General features: G+C 73.1%; 11 protein-coding genes. 2 read left to right on the forward strand and 9 right to left on the reverse strand.

Going from position 1 to position 17,477, the window contains the following annotated elements; genetic code table 11:
• Positions 1-73 precede the first annotated feature (73 nt).
• Entirely contained in the window at positions 74-499 is a 426-nt protein-coding gene (locus ACIPWY_RS29260; protein WP_362904053.1) for a hypothetical protein, read from the forward strand.
• Positions 496-2,532, forward strand: coding sequence for a CHAT domain-containing protein (locus ACIPWY_RS29265; RefSeq protein ID WP_362904051.1), 2,037 nt, complete (start codon positions 496-498; stop codon positions 2,530-2,532). The genes ACIPWY_RS29260 and ACIPWY_RS29265 overlap by 4 nt, the downstream gene beginning before the upstream one ends.
• Here ACIPWY_RS29265 and ACIPWY_RS29270 read toward each other — a convergent pair.
• From ACIPWY_RS29270 to htpX, 9 genes are all read right to left on the reverse strand, one after another.
• The gene (locus tag ACIPWY_RS29270) at positions 2,447-2,962 is read right to left on the reverse strand and encodes a tetratricopeptide repeat protein (RefSeq protein WP_401535671.1); all 516 of its coding nucleotides are present in this window, start codon (positions 2,960-2,962) and stop codon (positions 2,447-2,449) included. The genes ACIPWY_RS29265 and ACIPWY_RS29270 overlap by 86 nt on opposite strands.
• Positions 2,959-5,595, reverse strand: a complete 2,637-nt coding sequence (locus tag ACIPWY_RS29275) for an Hsp70 family protein (RefSeq protein WP_362904047.1) — start codon at positions 5,593-5,595, stop codon at positions 2,959-2,961. Before ACIPWY_RS29275 ends, ACIPWY_RS29270 begins: the two co-directional genes overlap by 4 nt.
• A 52-nt stretch (positions 5,596-5,647) precedes the next feature.
• On the reverse strand, positions 5,648-6,277 hold the full coding sequence (locus tag ACIPWY_RS29280) for a hypothetical protein (RefSeq protein WP_362904045.1): 630 nt from the start codon (positions 6,275-6,277) through the stop codon (positions 5,648-5,650).
• The gene (locus ACIPWY_RS29285) at positions 6,261-6,722 is read right to left on the reverse strand and encodes a hypothetical protein (RefSeq protein ID WP_362904043.1); all 462 of its coding nucleotides are present in this window, start codon (positions 6,720-6,722) and stop codon (positions 6,261-6,263) included. The genes ACIPWY_RS29280 and ACIPWY_RS29285 overlap by 17 nt, the downstream gene beginning before the upstream one ends.
• The gene (locus tag ACIPWY_RS29290; RefSeq protein WP_401535676.1) at positions 6,719-11,545 is read right to left on the reverse strand and encodes a hypothetical protein; all 4,827 of its coding nucleotides are present in this window, start codon (positions 11,543-11,545) and stop codon (positions 6,719-6,721) included. The genes ACIPWY_RS29285 and ACIPWY_RS29290 overlap by 4 nt, the downstream gene beginning before the upstream one ends.
• A 3-nt stretch (positions 11,546-11,548) precedes the next feature.
• Positions 11,549-12,835, reverse strand: coding sequence for a serine/threonine-protein kinase (locus ACIPWY_RS29295; protein WP_401535678.1), 1,287 nt, complete (start codon positions 12,833-12,835; stop codon positions 11,549-11,551).
• Positions 12,813-15,770, reverse strand: coding sequence for an AAA family ATPase (locus tag ACIPWY_RS29300; protein ID WP_401535681.1), 2,958 nt, complete (start codon positions 15,768-15,770; stop codon positions 12,813-12,815). The genes ACIPWY_RS29295 and ACIPWY_RS29300 overlap by 23 nt, the downstream gene beginning before the upstream one ends.
• 296 nt (positions 15,771-16,066) lie before the next feature.
• On the reverse strand, positions 16,067-16,459 hold the full coding sequence (locus ACIPWY_RS29305; RefSeq protein WP_362904035.1) for a YccF domain-containing protein: 393 nt from the start codon (positions 16,457-16,459) through the stop codon (positions 16,067-16,069).
• Positions 16,456-17,319: a zinc metalloprotease HtpX gene (gene htpX / locus ACIPWY_RS29310; protein WP_362904033.1), complete on the reverse strand. Its 864-nt coding sequence runs from the start codon at positions 17,317-17,319 to the stop codon at positions 16,456-16,458. Before htpX ends, ACIPWY_RS29305 begins: the two co-directional genes overlap by 4 nt.
• Positions 17,320-17,477 lie beyond the last annotated feature (158 nt).

Consider the following 17,477-nt stretch of genomic DNA (forward strand, 5'->3'; position numbering starts at 1 on the left):
TGGTCTGCCGCCGCTCCCGGTGCGAGGCTGGTGGGACTAGATTCCCGCTGCCCACAGGGCACTGGAGGTTGTTGTGGCGGCAGAACCCACGGTCGGCGCAGGTTCCACCCTCGAACTGGCGTTGCACGGGCCGGATCCGGGGCCCGATCTGGCCACCCTCCACGAGGCGCTGACGGCCGCGGGGGCCGCCAGTGTCGATCAGGTACGGCTCACGGCGCCCGGCTCCGACCAGCGGGTCGCCGAGCTGGTCCAGGTCTGCACGCTGCTCGTCGGCGGGGCGGTGGACGTCGTCGCGATCGTCGAGGCCGTACGCGGCTGGCTCGCCGGGCGGCGGGAGGCTGCCGCGCGGCGGCCCGCCCCGGCCGGCGCGGACGACGTGGTCCCGTCCGTCGTCATCACCATCGGTGAGCAGCGCCTGGAGATCACGTATCCGTCGGACCGGGCGCAGAGCGATGCCATCGCGCGCTTTCTGGACCTGCACCGGCGGGACGGGCGATGACCACCCTCGACGTGCGGACCTCGGCGCACGGTCCGGGGCGCACCCAGTACGCGTACGGGCTGAAGTCCGGTGGCGGGTCCGTGGTGGGGCCGCTGGAGCAGGAGCATGCCGTCGATGTCAGCCAGGACCTGGTCAAGGACCTGTGCAAGGACATCGACGAGGCGCTCAAGGACGCCCGTGACGACGACCCGGCGCTGGGCCGGGTGCTCAAGCAGAAGGGGAGACTTCTCTTCGCCTCGCTGTTTCCGCGCACCGGCGGGGGCGAGATGGTGCGGCAGCTGAAGGAGTCGACGGGTTCGCTCCTGGTGAGCACCAACGAGTCCCTGGTGCCGTGGGAGCTGCTGCACGACGGGGACAGTTTCCTCGGCCTCGTGCACGAGCTCGGCCGGCGGTCCGTCGTCAGCAGGCCGGTGGTCGGCGGGCGCGAGTGCACGCAGGTGCGGCGGGCGCTCATCGTCGGGGACACCCTGGGGGACCTGGCGTCGGCCCGCGAGGAGAGCGAGCGGATCAGCGCCTGGCTGGAGGGGCACGGCGTCGCGTGCACGGTCCTCATCGGGCGGGACGCGACCCTGGTCCGGGTGATCCAGGAGCTGGCCGAGGACGAGGAGCCGTACGACCTCTTCCACTACTCGGGGCATGTGTCCGGGGTCGACGGGGCCGCCGGGCTCATGGTGCACAACCGCAAGCTCATCGACATGGACGCCCTGCAGCCGCTGGCCGGGCTCGGGGCGCCGCCCGTCGTCTTCATCAACGGCTGCGCGTCCGCCGACCCCACGCTCGAACCGGCCTCGCGGGCGCTCGCCGAGGCCTCCCTCACCATGAGCGCCTGCATGTCCTTCATGGTCATGGGGGCCAAGACCGTCGTCGGTACCCGGACGCCGGTCGGGGACGCGAGCGCGCTGCGCTTCGCGGAGGCCTTCTACGGCCAGCTCCAGGACCAGATCACCGCAGGGGCCGCGATGCGGCAGGCGCGGGCCGATCTGGAGCGGCGGGCGGACTGGGCCTGGGCGTCGTTCGTGCTCTACGGGGATCCCGAGGTGCGGATCTCCACCGCGGCCGGGCCCGCCACACTGCCCGCCCCCGCGCCGGAGCGGCCCGAGTTCACCCCGGAAGCGGCCGAACTGCTGCACAAGACACGGAAGTTCGCTGCCGTACGCGGCCTGGTCACCTCCGTCGATCTGCTGATGGCCCTGCTGGAGAACGAAGAGGTACGGGAGCGGGCCGCCGCGCGGATCGGGGCCCAGCGCATGGACCTGCTCGCCAAGGTGCTGCGCGAGATCCAGGGCCAGACGCCCCGCGGGAGCGGGACCCACGCCGGGGCGAGCAGCGCCTCGCTCACCGCCGTCAACGGCAACCGGCCCCGGATCGGCCTGTCCGGCACCGTGACCCGGGTCCTCGACGGGGCCGAGGCGCGGGCGCAGGAGGCCGGCCGGGACATCGGCGTCGACGACATCTCCCTGGCGTTCCTCGCGACCGGCGGCGGGAGCTGCGCCGAGCTGTTGCAGCTCATCGGGGTCGCGCCCGAGCGGCTGCTGCTGCCGCACTCGGAGGCGCCGGCGCAGGCCGACGACGAGCGGGTGGACATCGGCGCGCTCGACCCGCGCGCGGCCGCGGCCGTGCAGTGCGCCCGGCTGCTCGCCTCGGTGCAGCGCAAGAAGGTCAGCACGTACATGATGCTGCGGGCCTTCGGAATCGTCGGGAGCGAGGCGCTGCGCGGGGCGCTGGCCGCGCAGGGCGAGGACGGCGCGGCCGCGTTCCGGAAGCTTGCCGGGCTCGGGAATCCCAAGCCGCGGGAGTTCTCCTCGCGGACGCTGTCCAAGGTCCAGGAGGCCTGCCGGGACGCGCAGGAGCCCGTCGACGAGCAGACGCTGCTGATAGCGCTGCTCACCGACGAGGACTCCACGGCCCGGACGATGCTGCGGCGCCTGGGGGTGGCGCCGGAGCTGGTCATTCAGACGCTGCGGGCTCCTTCTGCCCAGTCTCAGGCGTCTGCGGAGTCCGGGGAGGCTCCGGACTCTCCAGACTTTCCGTGACCCCCGGCCCCGTCTCCGGTGCCGGTGTCGATGTCGGCTCCGGGGTCGAGGTCCGGGAGTCCAGTTGGGCCAGGTGGGCCAGGCCCTTCAGGGCCGTCGTGTCGTTCGGGCGGCGGGTGAGGACCTGGTGCCAGTGGTCGCGGGCCTCCTCCGGGTCGTCCAGGAGGAGGCAGGCCAGCGCGAGGGCACTGCGCGCCTCGGCGTCGCCGGGGCACCAGTGGACGACGGCGGCGAAGTGGTCGCGCGCGGTGGCCGTGCGGCCGGACCTGGCCTCCTGAAGACCCGCGTTGAAGAGCTTCGCCGGGTGGGCCCTCAGCCGCGCCCACGCGCGCAGCGGCGTGCCGCAGGCCTGACAGGTCTCCGCCGTGGCGCTGTTGACGGCCCGGCAGCGCGGCAGAGGGCAGGCGAGGCGGCCCGGGTCGGACGTCACCAGTTACCCCCTGCGGACCGGTTCCCGGGGTTGTCGACCGGGATACCGACCGCCTCGGCCCGCTCGGTGAGCAGGATCTGGGCGAGCTGGCGCAGCCGTGCGGCCAGCTTGCCCGCCTCCTGGACCACCTGCTCCGGGTTCGTGGCGAGGAGGGGTACGAGCTGCTCGAGGCGGCTCTTGACACCGGTCAGGTCGCGCTCCTCAGAGGTCCTGCCGGTGGCCATGGCGACCCGGCTCAGTTCCTCCACCCGCTGGAACCCGAAGCGCAGCAGGCCCTCGGCGCGCTCCTGCGGGGAGAGCTCCCCGCCCGGGGAGGAGCGCAGCAGGCTCCTCAAGTAGGTGAAGTGGCCCTGGAGCTGGGCGATCGCCTCTCCGTACCTGCGCTGGTCACCGGCGGCGTGGGCGCGTTCGCCCTCGGCGCGCTGCGCCTCGATCGCGCGGATCACCTCGGGACCGTCGAACGGCTTGTCGCCGGCCGGTCCCGACTCGGAGAGGTGGGAGTGCAGCCGCAGACAGTCCTCGACCAGTGCGTCGAACTCCCGCTTGGGCGGCTGGAGTTCCTGGTCGGCCTCGCCGAGGACGGCCACGATCTCCTCCAGCTCGCGGAACTCGTGGACCGCCGCCGGTACGTCACTCCGGTCGCGGGCCTCCTCGAAGGCACGGCGGGCCTTGGTCCACTTGGCGCGGACCACGGCCTGCGGGCCCGCCGCGAGATAGCCGACGTTCTCCTCGAAGCGGCGGTAGAGCTCCTCGACCGCCGACGCGTCGGGCATCGGCGGGTCCACCGGGACTTCGAGCAGGGCGTCGAAGGTGGTGTCCTCGCCGATCGAGCCGCGGACCGTGATGGACGCGTCCTCCTGCATGGCCACGTTCATCCGGATCGCCGTGCCCCGAGGCGTCGACGAGGGGACCACGACCTTGATCACCTGGATGGGCACCGCCTGCTGGAACAGCCGCAGCTCCACCTGCTCGCGGCCGGGGTGCCCGAAGTCGAAGTCGGCCTCGAAAGGCAACTGCTGCATGGCCGGGATCAGTTCGCGCCGGCCGGTGCGCCCGTCACCCAGGTCCACCTCCAGGAGGACCGACTTGGCCGTGATGGCCGCTCCCCCGGTGCCGCCGAGCGGCGCCTGTTCACCCGAGCTGTGGGCGAGCGCGCGGCCCGCCGTGGCGACCAGGTCGCCCTCGGCGTCGTACACCTCGAAGGTGAGCAGGCTCTCCGCGTCCGGCTGTACCGGGACCTGGGTGAAGGCGAACGCGCCCTCCTCGGACAGGTCCGCCTCGTCCTCGAAACCCGTGGTGGTGAGGTGGACGCGGCCGCCGGCGAGGTCGAGCCCGTCGGCGAGCGCCTGGACGGTGCCGCCGACGTGCGTGGCCTCGGAGCCAGTGGCGGCGGAGCCGTGGAACGAGACGCGTACGGTGCGGGCCTCGTCGTAGACGGCCAGGCCGCCGACGGCTGCCGCGCGCACCGCGGCGCCCAGCGCGACGGCCGTGTCGGCGTGCTCGACGACCGGCGCCTCGCAGGCCGCGCGGACCTGGCGGGCGGACCCGGGCGCGGGGTTCGCGCAGAGTTCCTGCGTCACCATCTCCCTGACCAGCGGCATGTGGGTCGAGCCGCCCGCCAGGATGATGTGGTCGACGTCGGCGAGGGTGATGCCGGCCCGCTCCTCGGCACGGCGCAGGGCCTCGTCGCAGTAGGTGAAGGTCCGCTCGATCAACGGGCGGGCGATGTCGTCGAGTTCGGGCCGCTCCAGGAGCGCGTCGATGACGACCGGGCGCTTCTCCTGGTCGGTGAGGCGCCCGGTGTCGCGGAGCATGTAGTCGGGCTGGTCGGTGAGGGCCTTCTTGGCGCCCTCCGCGAGGATCTTCAGCTGGCTGAAGCGGAGCCGGTCCCCGGGGTCGTTCTCCGGGTCGAGGTCGAGGGCGTAGCCGTCCGCCTGGAGCATCTTCTGGAGGTGCCGGGCGAAGGCCTCGTCGATGTCGTCGCCGCCCAGGCGGTTGTTGCCGCTGATGCCGAGGACCTCGAAGGTGCCCGCCGTGCAGCGCAGGACGCTGACGTCGAAGGTGCCGCCGCCGAGGTCGTACACGAGGAACGTGCCGTCGCGGGTGGCGGTGCGCCAGCAGTAGTGGCTGGCGGCGGCGGTCGGCTCGTGGAGCAGGCCGAGGACTTCGAGCCCGGCCTGTTCCGCGGCCTTGCGGGTGGCGTCGATCTGCGGCTGGTCGAAGTACGCCGGCACGGTCACCACGGCACGGTCCACGATCCAGCGGACGTCCGGGCTGTCGAACGCCGCCACGTCCGTCTCGATCCGGCGCTTCATCTCGGCCAGGATCGCGGCCGAGACCTGCGCCGGGGTGTACTCCTCGCCGGCCAGGTCGACCGTCGTACGGCTGCCCATCAGGCGCTTCACCGACGTGACCGGTTCCGGGCTGCTGCCCTTGCGGGCGAACGCCTTGCGGCCCACGACCAGTTCACCGCCGGCCGGACTGCGCCAGACGCAGCTGGGCGTCGTGTACGACTTCGAGACCGGGTCCCGGTGGATCACGATCTCGCTGTCGGAGGGGTTCATGACGGCTACGGCGCTGTTGGTCGTGCCGAGGTCGATGCCTACGGCCTTGCTGACGATCTGCTGACTCATGTGGGGTGACCGCTCCTTCTTGGCCTGCTCGTTCTTGGCCTGCTCGTTCAGGTCAGGTGTCCGTGGGTCCAGGTGTCCGTGCCGGCGGCGGCTCGGTGTCGGGCTCGGGCTCGGACTTGAGCTGCGCCTGTGTGTCAGGTTCCGGCTCGGGTGCGGGCACTGGTGCGGGGGCGCCCATGACCACCTGGGCGAAGCTCACCACCGCGCCGTCGTGGAACACGGCGTACCGGTTCGTCTCGGCCACGACCTCGGCGTCGAAGTCCGGGCTCTGCATCCAGTGCACCGGGTCCGCCCAGTCCAGGACGTCCTCGGCGGGGAGGCCGAGGGGGTCGCGCACCTCCACCCCGGCGGCGCGCAGCAGGTCGAGCATCCGGTCCTTGACGTTCTTCAGCTCGCGGTGGCGGAGCTGTTCGCCCACGGCCGCCAGCGGCTCCTCCGCCCGGGTGACCTGCTGCTCCAGCGTGCCGACGAGCACGGCCAGTTCGAAGAGGTGCGCGTGAGCGCGCGTCGCCGCCGCCGCGGAGGCACCCCGGGCCGCGGCCAGGTCCTCGTGGCGTCGCTGCAGTACGCCGGCCAGCTCGGCCTCCGGCGCGGTGGTCGCTCCGTGGACCTCGGGGACGGGGCGCTCGGCGAAGTCGTCCCAGCCGGGCAGCACGGCACCGGACTCATCCGAAGAGGACATCACGTACCTCCAGTTCCGGTTCCTCGTCCTGGGCGCGGGCCGCCGCAGGGGTCGTCAGCAGGCCGTCGCCGGTCCCCGCGACGGGCGCGGCCGCCAGCGCGCGGACGGTACGGCGCAGGGCCTGCGGCAGGTCGAAGTCCTCGGGCCGCAGGTTCTGGCCCCCGAGGTCCGCCGGGTAGGTGCGGTGGGCGCGCGCGAAGGCGGCCCACCGGCGGTCGCGGTAGTCGGTGCCGGGCGGCTCGGTCATCTCGTACCGCAGCCGGGTCCGCGGATTGCGGATCAGCTCCCGCATCGCCCAGTCGTAGAGGTCGCGGTCCTGGGCGGTGGACGCGGTCTGGATGCCTTCCTCGGCGCGTTCCACGATGTGCGCCTCGCCGGCGCCGACCGGAAGTCCGAGTACGTGGAAGGGGTTGGGCCGACGGTTCGCCGACGCGGGTGTCGTCATAAGCGCAGCCTTCGCAGGATGTCTTCGATACGGGTGATGTTGTCCCGGGTGGCGGCTTCCGGGGCGATCCGCTCCGCCCGCCGCAACAGGTTGACGGCCGCCTGCAGTTCACCCTCCACGGCGTTCGGGCCGATGCGGACGGAGCGTTCGAGATTGCTCAGTGCGGCGTTGCTCATGGCCACCGCGCGGTTGTTCATGCCGGTGGCCACCGCGCGCAGCGCCTTGGCCGCCTCTTCGCGCATCTTGAGGTCGTCGCCGCCTGCCGCGACGCGCTCGGCTTCGCGCACCGCGCGCTCCGCCTCGTCGAGCCGTTCGGCGTCGAGCAGGACGTAGCCGTGGTTGATCAGGGTGCTGGTGCGGAGCCGGTCGAGGGTCTTCCTGGTCGCGTCGTTCCTCGGGACGCGGTCGAGTTCGGCGAGGGCCTGTTGGTAGCGGCGCGCCTTGATGTGGTCGAGGGCGGCGCTGAACAGGGCGTCCTGGCGGTACTGCTCCAGGAGTTGCGGGGCGTTGGTGTTGGCCGGGTTCCACTCCTGGGCCAGCTCGAAGTACGCGATGGCCTTGCCTGTGTCCCGGTCGAGGAGACCGCGGTCCACGTAGTGGGCGGCGAGCAGCTGGTTCTCGCGCAGGTGCGGGCGCCCCTGGACGGCGCCCTGGGCGAGCAGTTCCGCGTACCGCACGGCCTTGGTGACGACGGTACGCATGTGGTCCCGGTCGCCGATCTGATAGAGGCAGTTCTGCCACTCGTTGTGCCAGGCAACGACGGTGCACAGGATGCCGGTGGGGGCGAAGCCGTGGTCGACGGCGTTCGCCAGGCTGCTGATGCCCTCTTCGTAGTCCTTGTCGATGCCGTCCGGCAGGGCGCGGACCCGCTCGGGGTCGTCGACGCGCTTCTCGGCCGCACGGACCAGGTCGGTGGACCAGTCGTCGAGCAGGGCGCCCGCACGGTCCGCGACGGCGGTGAAGAGATCCTCGTCGACGCCCGGCAGCACCCCGGCCAGCGGCCCCTCCGCCAGCAGGGTGCGGGTGACATGGGTGCCCTGGCGCAGGGCGGTCAGGCAGTTCAGATGGAGGCGGGCCTGGTCCTCGCGGTGCTCGGCGAGGGCCCGGGCGCCATGGCTGCGGTGCAGGGTCAGGAGCTCCTCGGTCAGCGAGGTGCGCAGATACCCAGCGTCGGGAGCGGTCGCCGCGTCGGCGCCAGGATCTCCGGTGTCGCCGGCCCCCGGGCGCCCGGCGAACGCCTCCCAGAAGCCCGGGTGGCACAGCAGCAGGACCCACAGGACCGTCGCGGTGACCAGGTCCTCGTCGGCGGCGCCCGTGCGGGCCAGCTTCGCGAGGGCCTCCTCGCGGTAGACCACGGCCAGCGAGTGCAGTACGGGGATGTCGTCACGGGCGGCCCTGCAGGCGAAGAAACCTGTCAACTGCCGCTCTATGACGTCCGCTTGGTCCGTCGCGAGAGCCTGCCACACGGGGTGCTCCGCCATCGCGTCCTCCAGCGCCGGGAGCCTGCCGGGGCGGCGTTTCCAGGTCTGGGACGCGTCCGGGAAGAGGTGGTTCAGGAGGGCGCCGGAGCGGCCGTCGCGCTCCAGGTCGTCGTGGTGCCGGCGGGCCGGGTGGTCCCCAGGGAGGTGACCGGCCGCCTGGCCCAGGAGATCCAGGGCTCGTGCGGGGTCGCCGTCCGCGTGGGCGGCCACCGCGCGGTGGCAGAGGTACTTCCCGTACTCGGCGTCGACCGCGTCGGCATCGGCATCGGCATCGGCGTTGGCATTGGCGTTCAGGACGTGCCGCCACAGCCTGTCGGCCACCTCGTGGTCTCCGACGGCTGCGGCGCACCGGGCGAGGGTGACGGCGTCGAGCGGCACGAGGCCGTCCTCTTCCGGCGCGCCGCCTTCCGGTGCGCCCTCGGGGAGGCGGTCCGCCAGGCGGCGTACGACCTCTGCCAACGCCTGGGCGCGGCCGTCCCGCCTCCTGGCGCGGGCCACCCTGGCGCAGAGCGCGGGCAGGGTCGCGGCCACGTCGACCAGGCCGGTCAGGTCGTGGTCGCGCAGGGCCAGCGTGAGCGCCTCGGCGGCCTTCGCGCGCTGGGCCGGGAGGTGGCCGGCCGCCTGGACGACGAGGAGGGGGGCGGGCAGGGCGGGGTTGCCGCCGACGGGCGGGAGCTCCTCGGGCGGCTTGCCTTCGAGGGCCTCGGCGAGGAAGGCGACGACCTGCGCGGCATCGCGGTCAGGGACTTCGGCACCGCCGGTGCCCCCGGCCACGTCCTCGGTACCGTCCGTGGCCTCGGCCGCATCGTCGGCACCGCCCGTGCCCCCGGCCGCGTCCTCAGTGCCGTCCATGACCTCGGCCGCGTCCTCGGCGTCCTCCGCGCCCCCACCCCGCGCGCCGCCCACAGCCCGTAGCAGCCGTATCGCATCCGCCTTGTCGCCGGCCTTGAGTGCGGCCGCCGCGAGGGGCAGGGCCAGCAGCGGGTCGTCACGGACGTCGGCCGTGGCATCCGCCTCCGGGACGGTCGCGTCGTGCAGCCCGGCCAGCGATGCCGCACGGCGGGCCTCGCGGGCCACCGCCGGAAGCGGCCACGCCTCGGCGAGTAGGCCCAGCGCCTGCGCCAACTCGCCCTGCCCCTCCGGGCCTTCGGCCAGCAGGCAGGCCCGCCCCAGCGCCATGGCGAGAACCTCCACCGCGCGGGCGTCGCCCTCGTCACGGTCGGTCGGACCGTCGGCCGCCTCCCCCGCCCACCCCACCAGCGCCTCCACCAGTACGGGCTCCGCCCCCCGCGGCTCCACCAGCAGCTGTCCGAGCCCGAGCGGCCAGGCCGTACGGGGGTGATGGCGGACGACCCGCCACGGTGCGGCGCCCGTGCCGTCGGCGGGGCGCCCCGCGCGTTCGGCGAGGAGGCGGGCCGCGCGGGCGAGGCGTCTGGCGTCGACGGGTACGGGCGGGAGGGCGCCGTCCCCGCCGACCTGCGCGTCGATGAGCCGGGCCGCCGCCCGCTCGGCGCACTGCACGGCCCGGTCTGTCTCCCCCGCGGCCCACAGCACCGTGGCCTCGCGCAGCGCCAGTACGCCGCTGTCGTAACGGGCCCGGGGCAGGGGCAGGTGGTCGAGGCGCTGCCCGGCCTCGGCCGTGCGGCCGAGGGCCAGTTCGGCACGGGCGCGGACGAGTTCGGCCTTGGGGCCGCGGGCGCCTTCGAGCAGCTCCGCCGCCCGGTCGGGGTGTCCGGCGTTCAGTTCGGTGACGGCCAGGACGAGGGTGGCGCGGTCGTGGCCCTGGCCGCGGGCCTGTTCGAGCAGGGAGCGGGCCCGGTCGGGGTCGTCCGGGAGCGCCAACAGGCCGCGCCACAGCTGCTGTTCGGGCAGGGGCAGGCGGCCGAAGAGCGAAAGGGCGGTGAGGTGGCCGGCCGCGTTCCGGCGGCCCCCGGCGACCTCGATGCCGAGGAGGGTGCGCAGCGCCTCCAGGAGTTCGGGGACCGTGGCGCCCTCGGCGCCGAGCGGGTCCCAGGCCAGGTCGACGCCTGGCTCCTGCCCCTCGGCGAGCCTCAGCCGGGCCGCGACGACCGCGGTGAAGGCATGGCCCGCGCCCTGCATGACCGTCCGTTCCGCGGCGGTGGGGCGGTGGCCGGGATCGGCGTCCGTCAGGAGGAAGCCGAGCGGCCAGGCGCGCGCGTCACCGTCGGCGAGCAGCGTGCGGCAGCGGCGCCCCGCCTCCTCGCGCTCGCCGCACAGCAGCTGGGCCCAGGCCGCGTGGTAGCCGAGGTCGGGCCGGTCCGGGAACGCGTCGGCGACCACGACGAGGTTCTTGACGGCCAGGTCGGCGTTGCCTTCGAGGAGCTGGGCGCGGCCCAGGGCGTAGCGCCCCCAGGGCCTGTTGTCGCCGCCCTCGCCGATCGTGGCGAGCCGTACGGCGGTCAGCGGGGCAGGGGTGGCCGGGCCCGGTGGTCCGTCGCGCCCGGGGTCCAGTTCCAGCCACTCCAGCATCCGGCACAGGTCGGTCAGTTCGGCGCCGCGCGGGGTGAGGACGGCTTGCCGTCCGCGTACGGCGGCGAGGGCCTCTGCGTACGCGCCGCTGTGGAGGCGGGCGGCGATGAGCCCGCGCAGGGCCTCGCCGTCGGTGGGGTCGGCGGTGCAGGCGCGGGTGAAGTGGTCCGCGGCGTCGGCCGTTTCGCGGTGCAGCAGCAGGGCGCCGAGGCCGAGCGTCCGGTCGAGGCCGGCCAGGCGCAGGCCCGCCGCGGACAGCTGGCCGGCGAACGCGTAGGCCCGCTCCACACGACCGGTCTCGTCGGCGAATCCCGCCGAGAGGAGGTGCCCCACCACCTGGTGCACTTCGGGCGGCACGGTCGCGTACCGCCGGAAGATGTCTACATAGATGGCGAGTTGGTCGTCCTGGTCGGCGCCGAGCCTGGCCAGGGCGGTGGCGGCGATGGAGCGGGACTCCTCGTGGACGAACGCGCTGCGGTAGAGCCGCGTGTACAGGGACACGGCGAAGTCCCGGTCGCCCGCGCCGGACCGCGCCAGGGCGGCATCGGCGAGCGGGACCCAGCTCTGGTGGAGTCCGATGCGCCCCTCGGCCGCCAGGCGCTCGCCGGCCCGGGCGAGGCGGTCCAGGTCGGCGGCCTCGACGAGCGGCAGGAAGCGGGGGCCGAGAAAGGACTGCTGGAAGGAGGGCCACAGGTCAGCGGTGCGGTCCGGGTACTCCTCGATCCCCGTGAGGACCGCGCGCAGGCCCGACAGGCCGGCCCCCGCATCGGCGTCGGCAAGCGCGCTCGCCCAGGCGTTCTCCAGCCGGCCGCGCCGGGACAGACCTTTCCGCAGGGACCGCTGTGGCTCCACCCGTCACCCCCCGTTCCGCTCGGCTCGGGCGAGGCGCCCGAACCGCTCCGCCTGGAAACGGTTGCCGACCTTGCGGAACGCCTCCTCCGCGCGGCGGGCGAGCCTGGCGCGGTCGGCGCCGGACGGCATCAGGGCGCGTCCGCGGACGAGTTCACAGGCGTCCGCCCAGGAGTGGGCCGCCGCCAGGTGATCACCCAGGGACTCATGGACCTGCCCCAGTTCGGTGAGCAGGCCCAGGCGTAAGGGGTCGGGAACGTGGCTGCGCTCGAGGCCACTGCGCAGGACGGTCGCGGCGGCCGCGGCCTGGCCCTGTGCCCTCAGCTGCCGCCCCTTCTCCAGCTCGGGCTCGCCGGGCGGCCGGACGACCGGCTTGTCGAGGGCCACGTCCAGGGCGGCGATCACGTCCTCCGCGCTGCGCAGCCGCTGCGCGGGCCGCAGTTCGAGCAGGCGCATCACGAGGGCGTCCAGGGCGGGCGGGACGAGGTTGTTGTGGACCGAGGGGCGTACGGGCGGCGCGTTGCGCTTCTGCTCCTGGAGCCAGTCGCCGTGCGCCGACTCGGGCAGGGCGGGCGGCGGTGTCAGATGGGCGTACGCGTGGTGCCCGGTGAGGCCCTCGTACATCAGAAGCCCCAGCGAGTACAGGTCGGACTCGGGGACGCTGGAGCCGGCCGCGGTCTCCGGCGCCATGTACTGGAGGGTGCCGACCGTGCCCGGGACATGGCCGAGCTCCAGCATCCTGGCGGCCAGGCCGAAGTCGATGAGCCGGACCCAGTTGTCGCTGCCCAGCAGGACGTTGTCCGGCTTGAGGTCGCGGTGCAGCAGCGGCGGGTCCAGGCGGTGCAGGCCGCGCAGGGCCACACAGATCTGCCGCGCCCACTTGACCAGGAGCGGCGCCGGGACCCGCCCCATCTCGGCGAACTGGCCCGCGAGCGTGTCCCCGGGGACGTACTCCATGGCGAGGAAGGCGCGGCCCCCGAGGCCCTGGGCGAGGCCGCCGTCGTACACGTGCACGAGATGGCGGCGCGCCTCGGCGTCCGCCATGGTGTCCATCGCCTCGGCGAGCAGCAGGACGTCCTGGAACAGCTCCGCCGCGTTCTCCTCGGTCAGGCCCGAGCGCCGGGAGAGTTTGAGGGCCACGCTGCGCACCGGATGGCCGAGGATGTACTGGTCGGCACGGAAGACCGCGCCGAAACCGCCGCCGCCGATCCACCCGCTCAGTGCGTAGCGGCCGTCGACCACCCGGCCTTCGAGTCCGCGCAGATCGGATTCATCCGGTGCGGCCTGGTTCATCGTGTGCGTCCCCCTCTCCGCTCCCACCGGACTTGGTCAACCCGCCTTCCACAAAGGACAGTTGTGCCCCGTCCGCCGGTTCCGGCGACAGGAAGCGCACCCGCGTACGGGATGCGTCGGGCGCCTCGTCCCGGCCGGAGAACAGGGCGTCACGCACGCCCGGCGGTGGCGGGGGCACGAACTCGACGACGATCCGGTCGCACGCCTGGAACTCCTCGGCCCGCTCCTCGGCCGCCGCGAGAACGGGGTTCTCGACCAGGTCGGAGAGCACCTTGGCCATGATGCGGCCGCCCTCCCGGCCGCCCGCCTCGGAGTTGAGACGGTGGCCGAGCGCTCCCGCGTAAGCCACCAGGTCCTCGGGGACGATCAGCTCCTTCTCCCGCTTCTCGCGCCAGAAGGCCGCCTGCCGGTCGATCACCTTGCGGCCGATGGCGGTCATCGCGTCGCCGGCGAGCGGGCGGAAGACGATGACGCGGCGGACGCGTGCCAGGAACTCGGGGGTGAACACGGGCGTGCCGTCCCGGCTGCGCTCGGACGCGAGCTTGGCGCGCACGGCGGCGGAGATCTCCTCGTCCGAGCTGCCCTCGCCGAAGCGCGAGATGATCTCGTGCCCGGCGTTCGTCGTGAGGATGAAGATGGCGCGGTCGCCGTGCGCCTTGACGCCCCGCTGGTCGGTGATCCAGCCCTCGTCGAAGAGGTTGAGGAAGGGCCGCAGCACCTCGGGGTGCGCCTTCTCCGCCTCGTCGAGGAGGAACACGCAGTACGGGTCGCTGTTGAGCTCGTTGATGAGCCGCCCGCCGCGGTCGTGCCCCACATAGCCCGGCGGGGAGCCGAGGATCCCGGACACGCTGTGCGGCTCGGTGAAGTTCTCCATGGGGTACGTCTGGAGCCGCTTGGACGCGGAGTACAGACTGGCGACCCGCTTGGCCAGCTCGGTCTTGCCGACACCCGTCAGGCCCGCGAAGAGCAGCACGGACGCGGGTCCCGAACTGACCGCCGCGAGGCCCGCCTTGATGCGCCGCAGTTCGTCCGCGACCACCCGGACCGCCTGGTCCTGCCCGACCACGTCGGCGCCGAGCGCCATGGCGTAGTCGATCCGCTCGCCGCCCGTGCCGGCGATCTGCTCGCGCGGCAGCCCGGACAGCTCGGACACCACGTCGGCCACCTCGTCCAGCGTGACGGCACTGCGCCTGTCGCCGTGCTGCCTGCGCGCGTAGTCGAGGTCCTCGCAGGCGCGGCGCAGCACCTTGACGGCGGACAGCGGCAGCCGCTGGTGGCGGACGAAGTCGCCCGCGAGGACCACGGCCCTCGCCACCGCGTGGTGCTCGATCCGGATCCCGGTGAACTCCGTCTCCAGCGCGTCCGCCGCGAGCCGCACCATGGCCCGCGCCGCGTCCCGCTCCGGCTCCGCCATGTCGATACGGCAGGTCAGCTCCTGGAGGACGTGGTCGGCGGCGACCAGGTCGTCGTAGTCGTGCTCGGCGAGCACTCCGATGAGGTGGATGCTGCGTTCCTTCAGGGCGCGGCGCAGCTCCAGCAGGTGGTCGGCGCCGCGCGGGCCGCGCAGCAGGGGGCCCAGGCCGTCGACGCAGACGACCAGGTCGGTTCGGCCCGCCACCTGGCTGATCAGCGCCGTCAGCTGCTCGCCGCTGCGCTCGGCGGCGACGTCCTTGCAGTCGACGCGCAGGAACCGCTTGCGGCGCAGGAACGGGATCTCGCCCGCGGCGGCCCGCCGGGCCAGCTCGCGCAGCAGGGTGGTGGTGCCGATGCCGGGCAGGCCGGTGAGCAGTACGTGGTTGTTCTCGGTGCGGTGCAGGGCTCGGCACAGCGGCTCGAAATAGCCGTCGAGGTGGGCGGCCGGGCCGATGGCCCCGGTCCTGGCGAGCCAGGTGAGGTCTTCGGAGGGCGGCAGGAACGCGGGCAGCCGGAAGGGGACCTCGCGGGGCGCCGCCGACCGGGACTCGCCCAGTACGTCGCGCACGCTCTCGCGCAGCCGCTTGATGTCGAGGCGCAGCGGCTCGGCGGACAGGACGGAGGCGAGCCGCTGCGGCGGGCTGTCCAGGAGGGCCGCGAGCAGGTGCGGGGTGTCGATCCGCTCGGCGTCCCAGCGGGCGGCCGTCGTGCGCGCCGCGTACAGCAGGTCCCGCAGGGACTCACCGGTCCCGTCGCGGTCGAGGCGGGGGGCGGTCCGGCTGCCCTGCTCGGTGATCCGGAACGCCTGCGTGATGATCTCCAGCGCCTTCACCAGGCCGACCTGGAGCGGCAGTTGAAGCCTGAAGAGGCGCTCGGCCGGCCCTTCGGTCTCCGCGAGGAGAGCCATCAGACAGTGCGGCGGCAGCAGCCGGTCGTAGCCGAGCTCGGCGGCACGCTGGGCGGCAAGCTCCAGGACCGCCCAGGCGTCGTTCGTGAACTCCTCGGAGCGCAGCCGGCCGGACGCGTCGTCGTACAGCTCGGCCGGCTCGTCGGCGTGGACGCCCACCTGCCTGCGCAGCGCCTCGGCGGCCAGGGGCAGGTCGAGGAGCGGGGCCAGGAAGTCCCGCTCGTCCGCGGAGGGGGCGTCGAGCAGACAGGCCAGCAGGAGCTCCAGACGGACCTCCGCCCCCACCGCGTCCCGTGCGCAGCGCTCCTCGAACTCCTCGAAGGCCACGGCCAGTTCGGGGCTCACGTGGTCACGTGCGCCGTCGAACGCGTAGCCGTTCCCCGGCGGGGCGTATACGGCGAGTGTCTCCAGGAGGTGGTGCGGGGCCGCGCCCTCGGCGAGCGCGCCCTCGAACGCGGGGAGCACCGCGAGGTCGCGGGCGTCGAGCACCGCGTACAGGATGTCGCCGGGGCGCAGCCGCTCGGTGGCGCGCTCCGCGGCGGACAGCAGGACGGCCGCGGAGCGCTCGTCCCCGAGGGCGTCCGGGTCGAGGAAGCCATCCGTGAAGAGGCGCACGGAACGGCTTTCGGGACCACCCCCGGGGCCACCCTTGGGACCGCCGCCGGAACCACCCTTGGAACCGTCTTCGGGACCGCTCCTGGAACCGTTTTCGGGACTGTCCGGACTCTGTGCACTCTCTGCGGAATCGTGCTGCATCTTCGCGCGCAGGCCGCGGTTTCACGACGTTTCGGGCCTGCCTGCCCACCTCCCCCGTGCGCCGACCATGCTTCCACACGGAGCACGCGGGGTCCCTTTGCTACGCAAAACAGGGGACAACTCTTTGGCCGTACGGCCGAGTTGATCCCGTCCGGCTACCGCGCCCCGAACCGCTGGTCCGTCTTGACGATTTCGCGGCCGAGCGGCATCAGGGAGACCGGGATCAGCTTGAAGTTGGCGATGCCCAGCGGGATGCCGATGATCGTGATGCACTGCGCGATGCCCGTCACGATGTGGGCGAGGGTGAGCCACCAGCCGGCCAGGATCAGCCACAGCACGTTCCCGATGCAGGACGGGGCGCCCGCGTCGTGGCGCTCGATCGTCGTATAGCCGAACGGCCACAGCGCGTACACGCCGATTCTGAACGCCGCGATACCGAACGGGATGCCGATGATCGTGATGCAGAGGATCAGTCCGGCGAGCATGTAGCCGAGGAACAGCCAGAAGCCGCTCAGCACTAGCCAAATGATGTTGAGGATTGTCTTCACGAGTGACGACCTGCCATCTGCTCGAGCCGGGCGATGCGCTCCGCCATCGGCGGATGCGTGGAGAACATCTTGGACATGCCCTGCCCGGGACGGAAAGGGTTCGCAATCATCATGTGACTTGCGGTCTCGATCCGCGGCTCCGGGGGCAGGGGCAACTGCTTCGTCCCCGCGTCGAGTTTGCGCAGAGCGCTCGCCAGGGCCAGCGGGTCGCCCGTGAGCTGGGCGCCCGACGCGTCCGCCTCGTACTCCCTGGAGCGGCTGATGGCGAGCTGGATGACCGTGGCCGCGAGCGGGCCCAGGATCATGATCAGCAGCATGCCGAGCAGGCCGGGCCCCTCGTCGTCGTTCGAGCGACCGATGGGAATCAGCCAGGCGAAGTTGACCAGGAACATGATCACCGAGGCGAGGGCGCCGGCGACCGACGAGATCAGGATGTCGCGGTTGTAGACATGGCTCAGCTCGTGCCCGATGACACCGCGCAGCTCGCGCTCGTCGAGGATCCGCAGGATGCCTTCGGTGCAGCACACCGCGGCGTTACGCGGATTGCGGCCCGTCGCGAAGGCGTTGGGGGCTTCCGTCGGCGAGATGTACAGGCGGGGCATCGGCTGGCGGGCCTGCGTCGACAGCTCGCGGACCATGCGGTAGAGCGCGGGGGCCTCGAACTCGCTCACGGGGCGCGCGCGCATCGCGCGCAGGGCCAGCTTGTCGCTGTTCCAGTACGCGTACGCGTTCGTCGCGAGGGCGATGCCGAGGCCCACGATCAGCCCCGTACGGCCGAAAAAACTGCCGATGACGATGATGAGGGCGGACAGTCCGCCGAGGAGTACGGCGGTCTTCAGCCCGTTGTGCCGGCGGTGCACGGTACGCCCTCCATGTGGTGCGGCAGGGGAACCCTCTGCTTGCTGGTGCTGGGTGCTTCCACGCTCCAGTGGACCCTCCTGTACTGGTCAACGCCAGACGAGGAGGACGAGTTCCCTTGCGCGCGCACAGGGCGCGTGTAGGCCGTACGGGTGGGGCG

It is taken from the genome of Streptomyces sp. NPDC090032 (assembly GCF_044748025.1).
Taxonomy (GTDB): domain Bacteria; phylum Actinomycetota; class Actinomycetes; order Streptomycetales; family Streptomycetaceae; genus Streptomyces.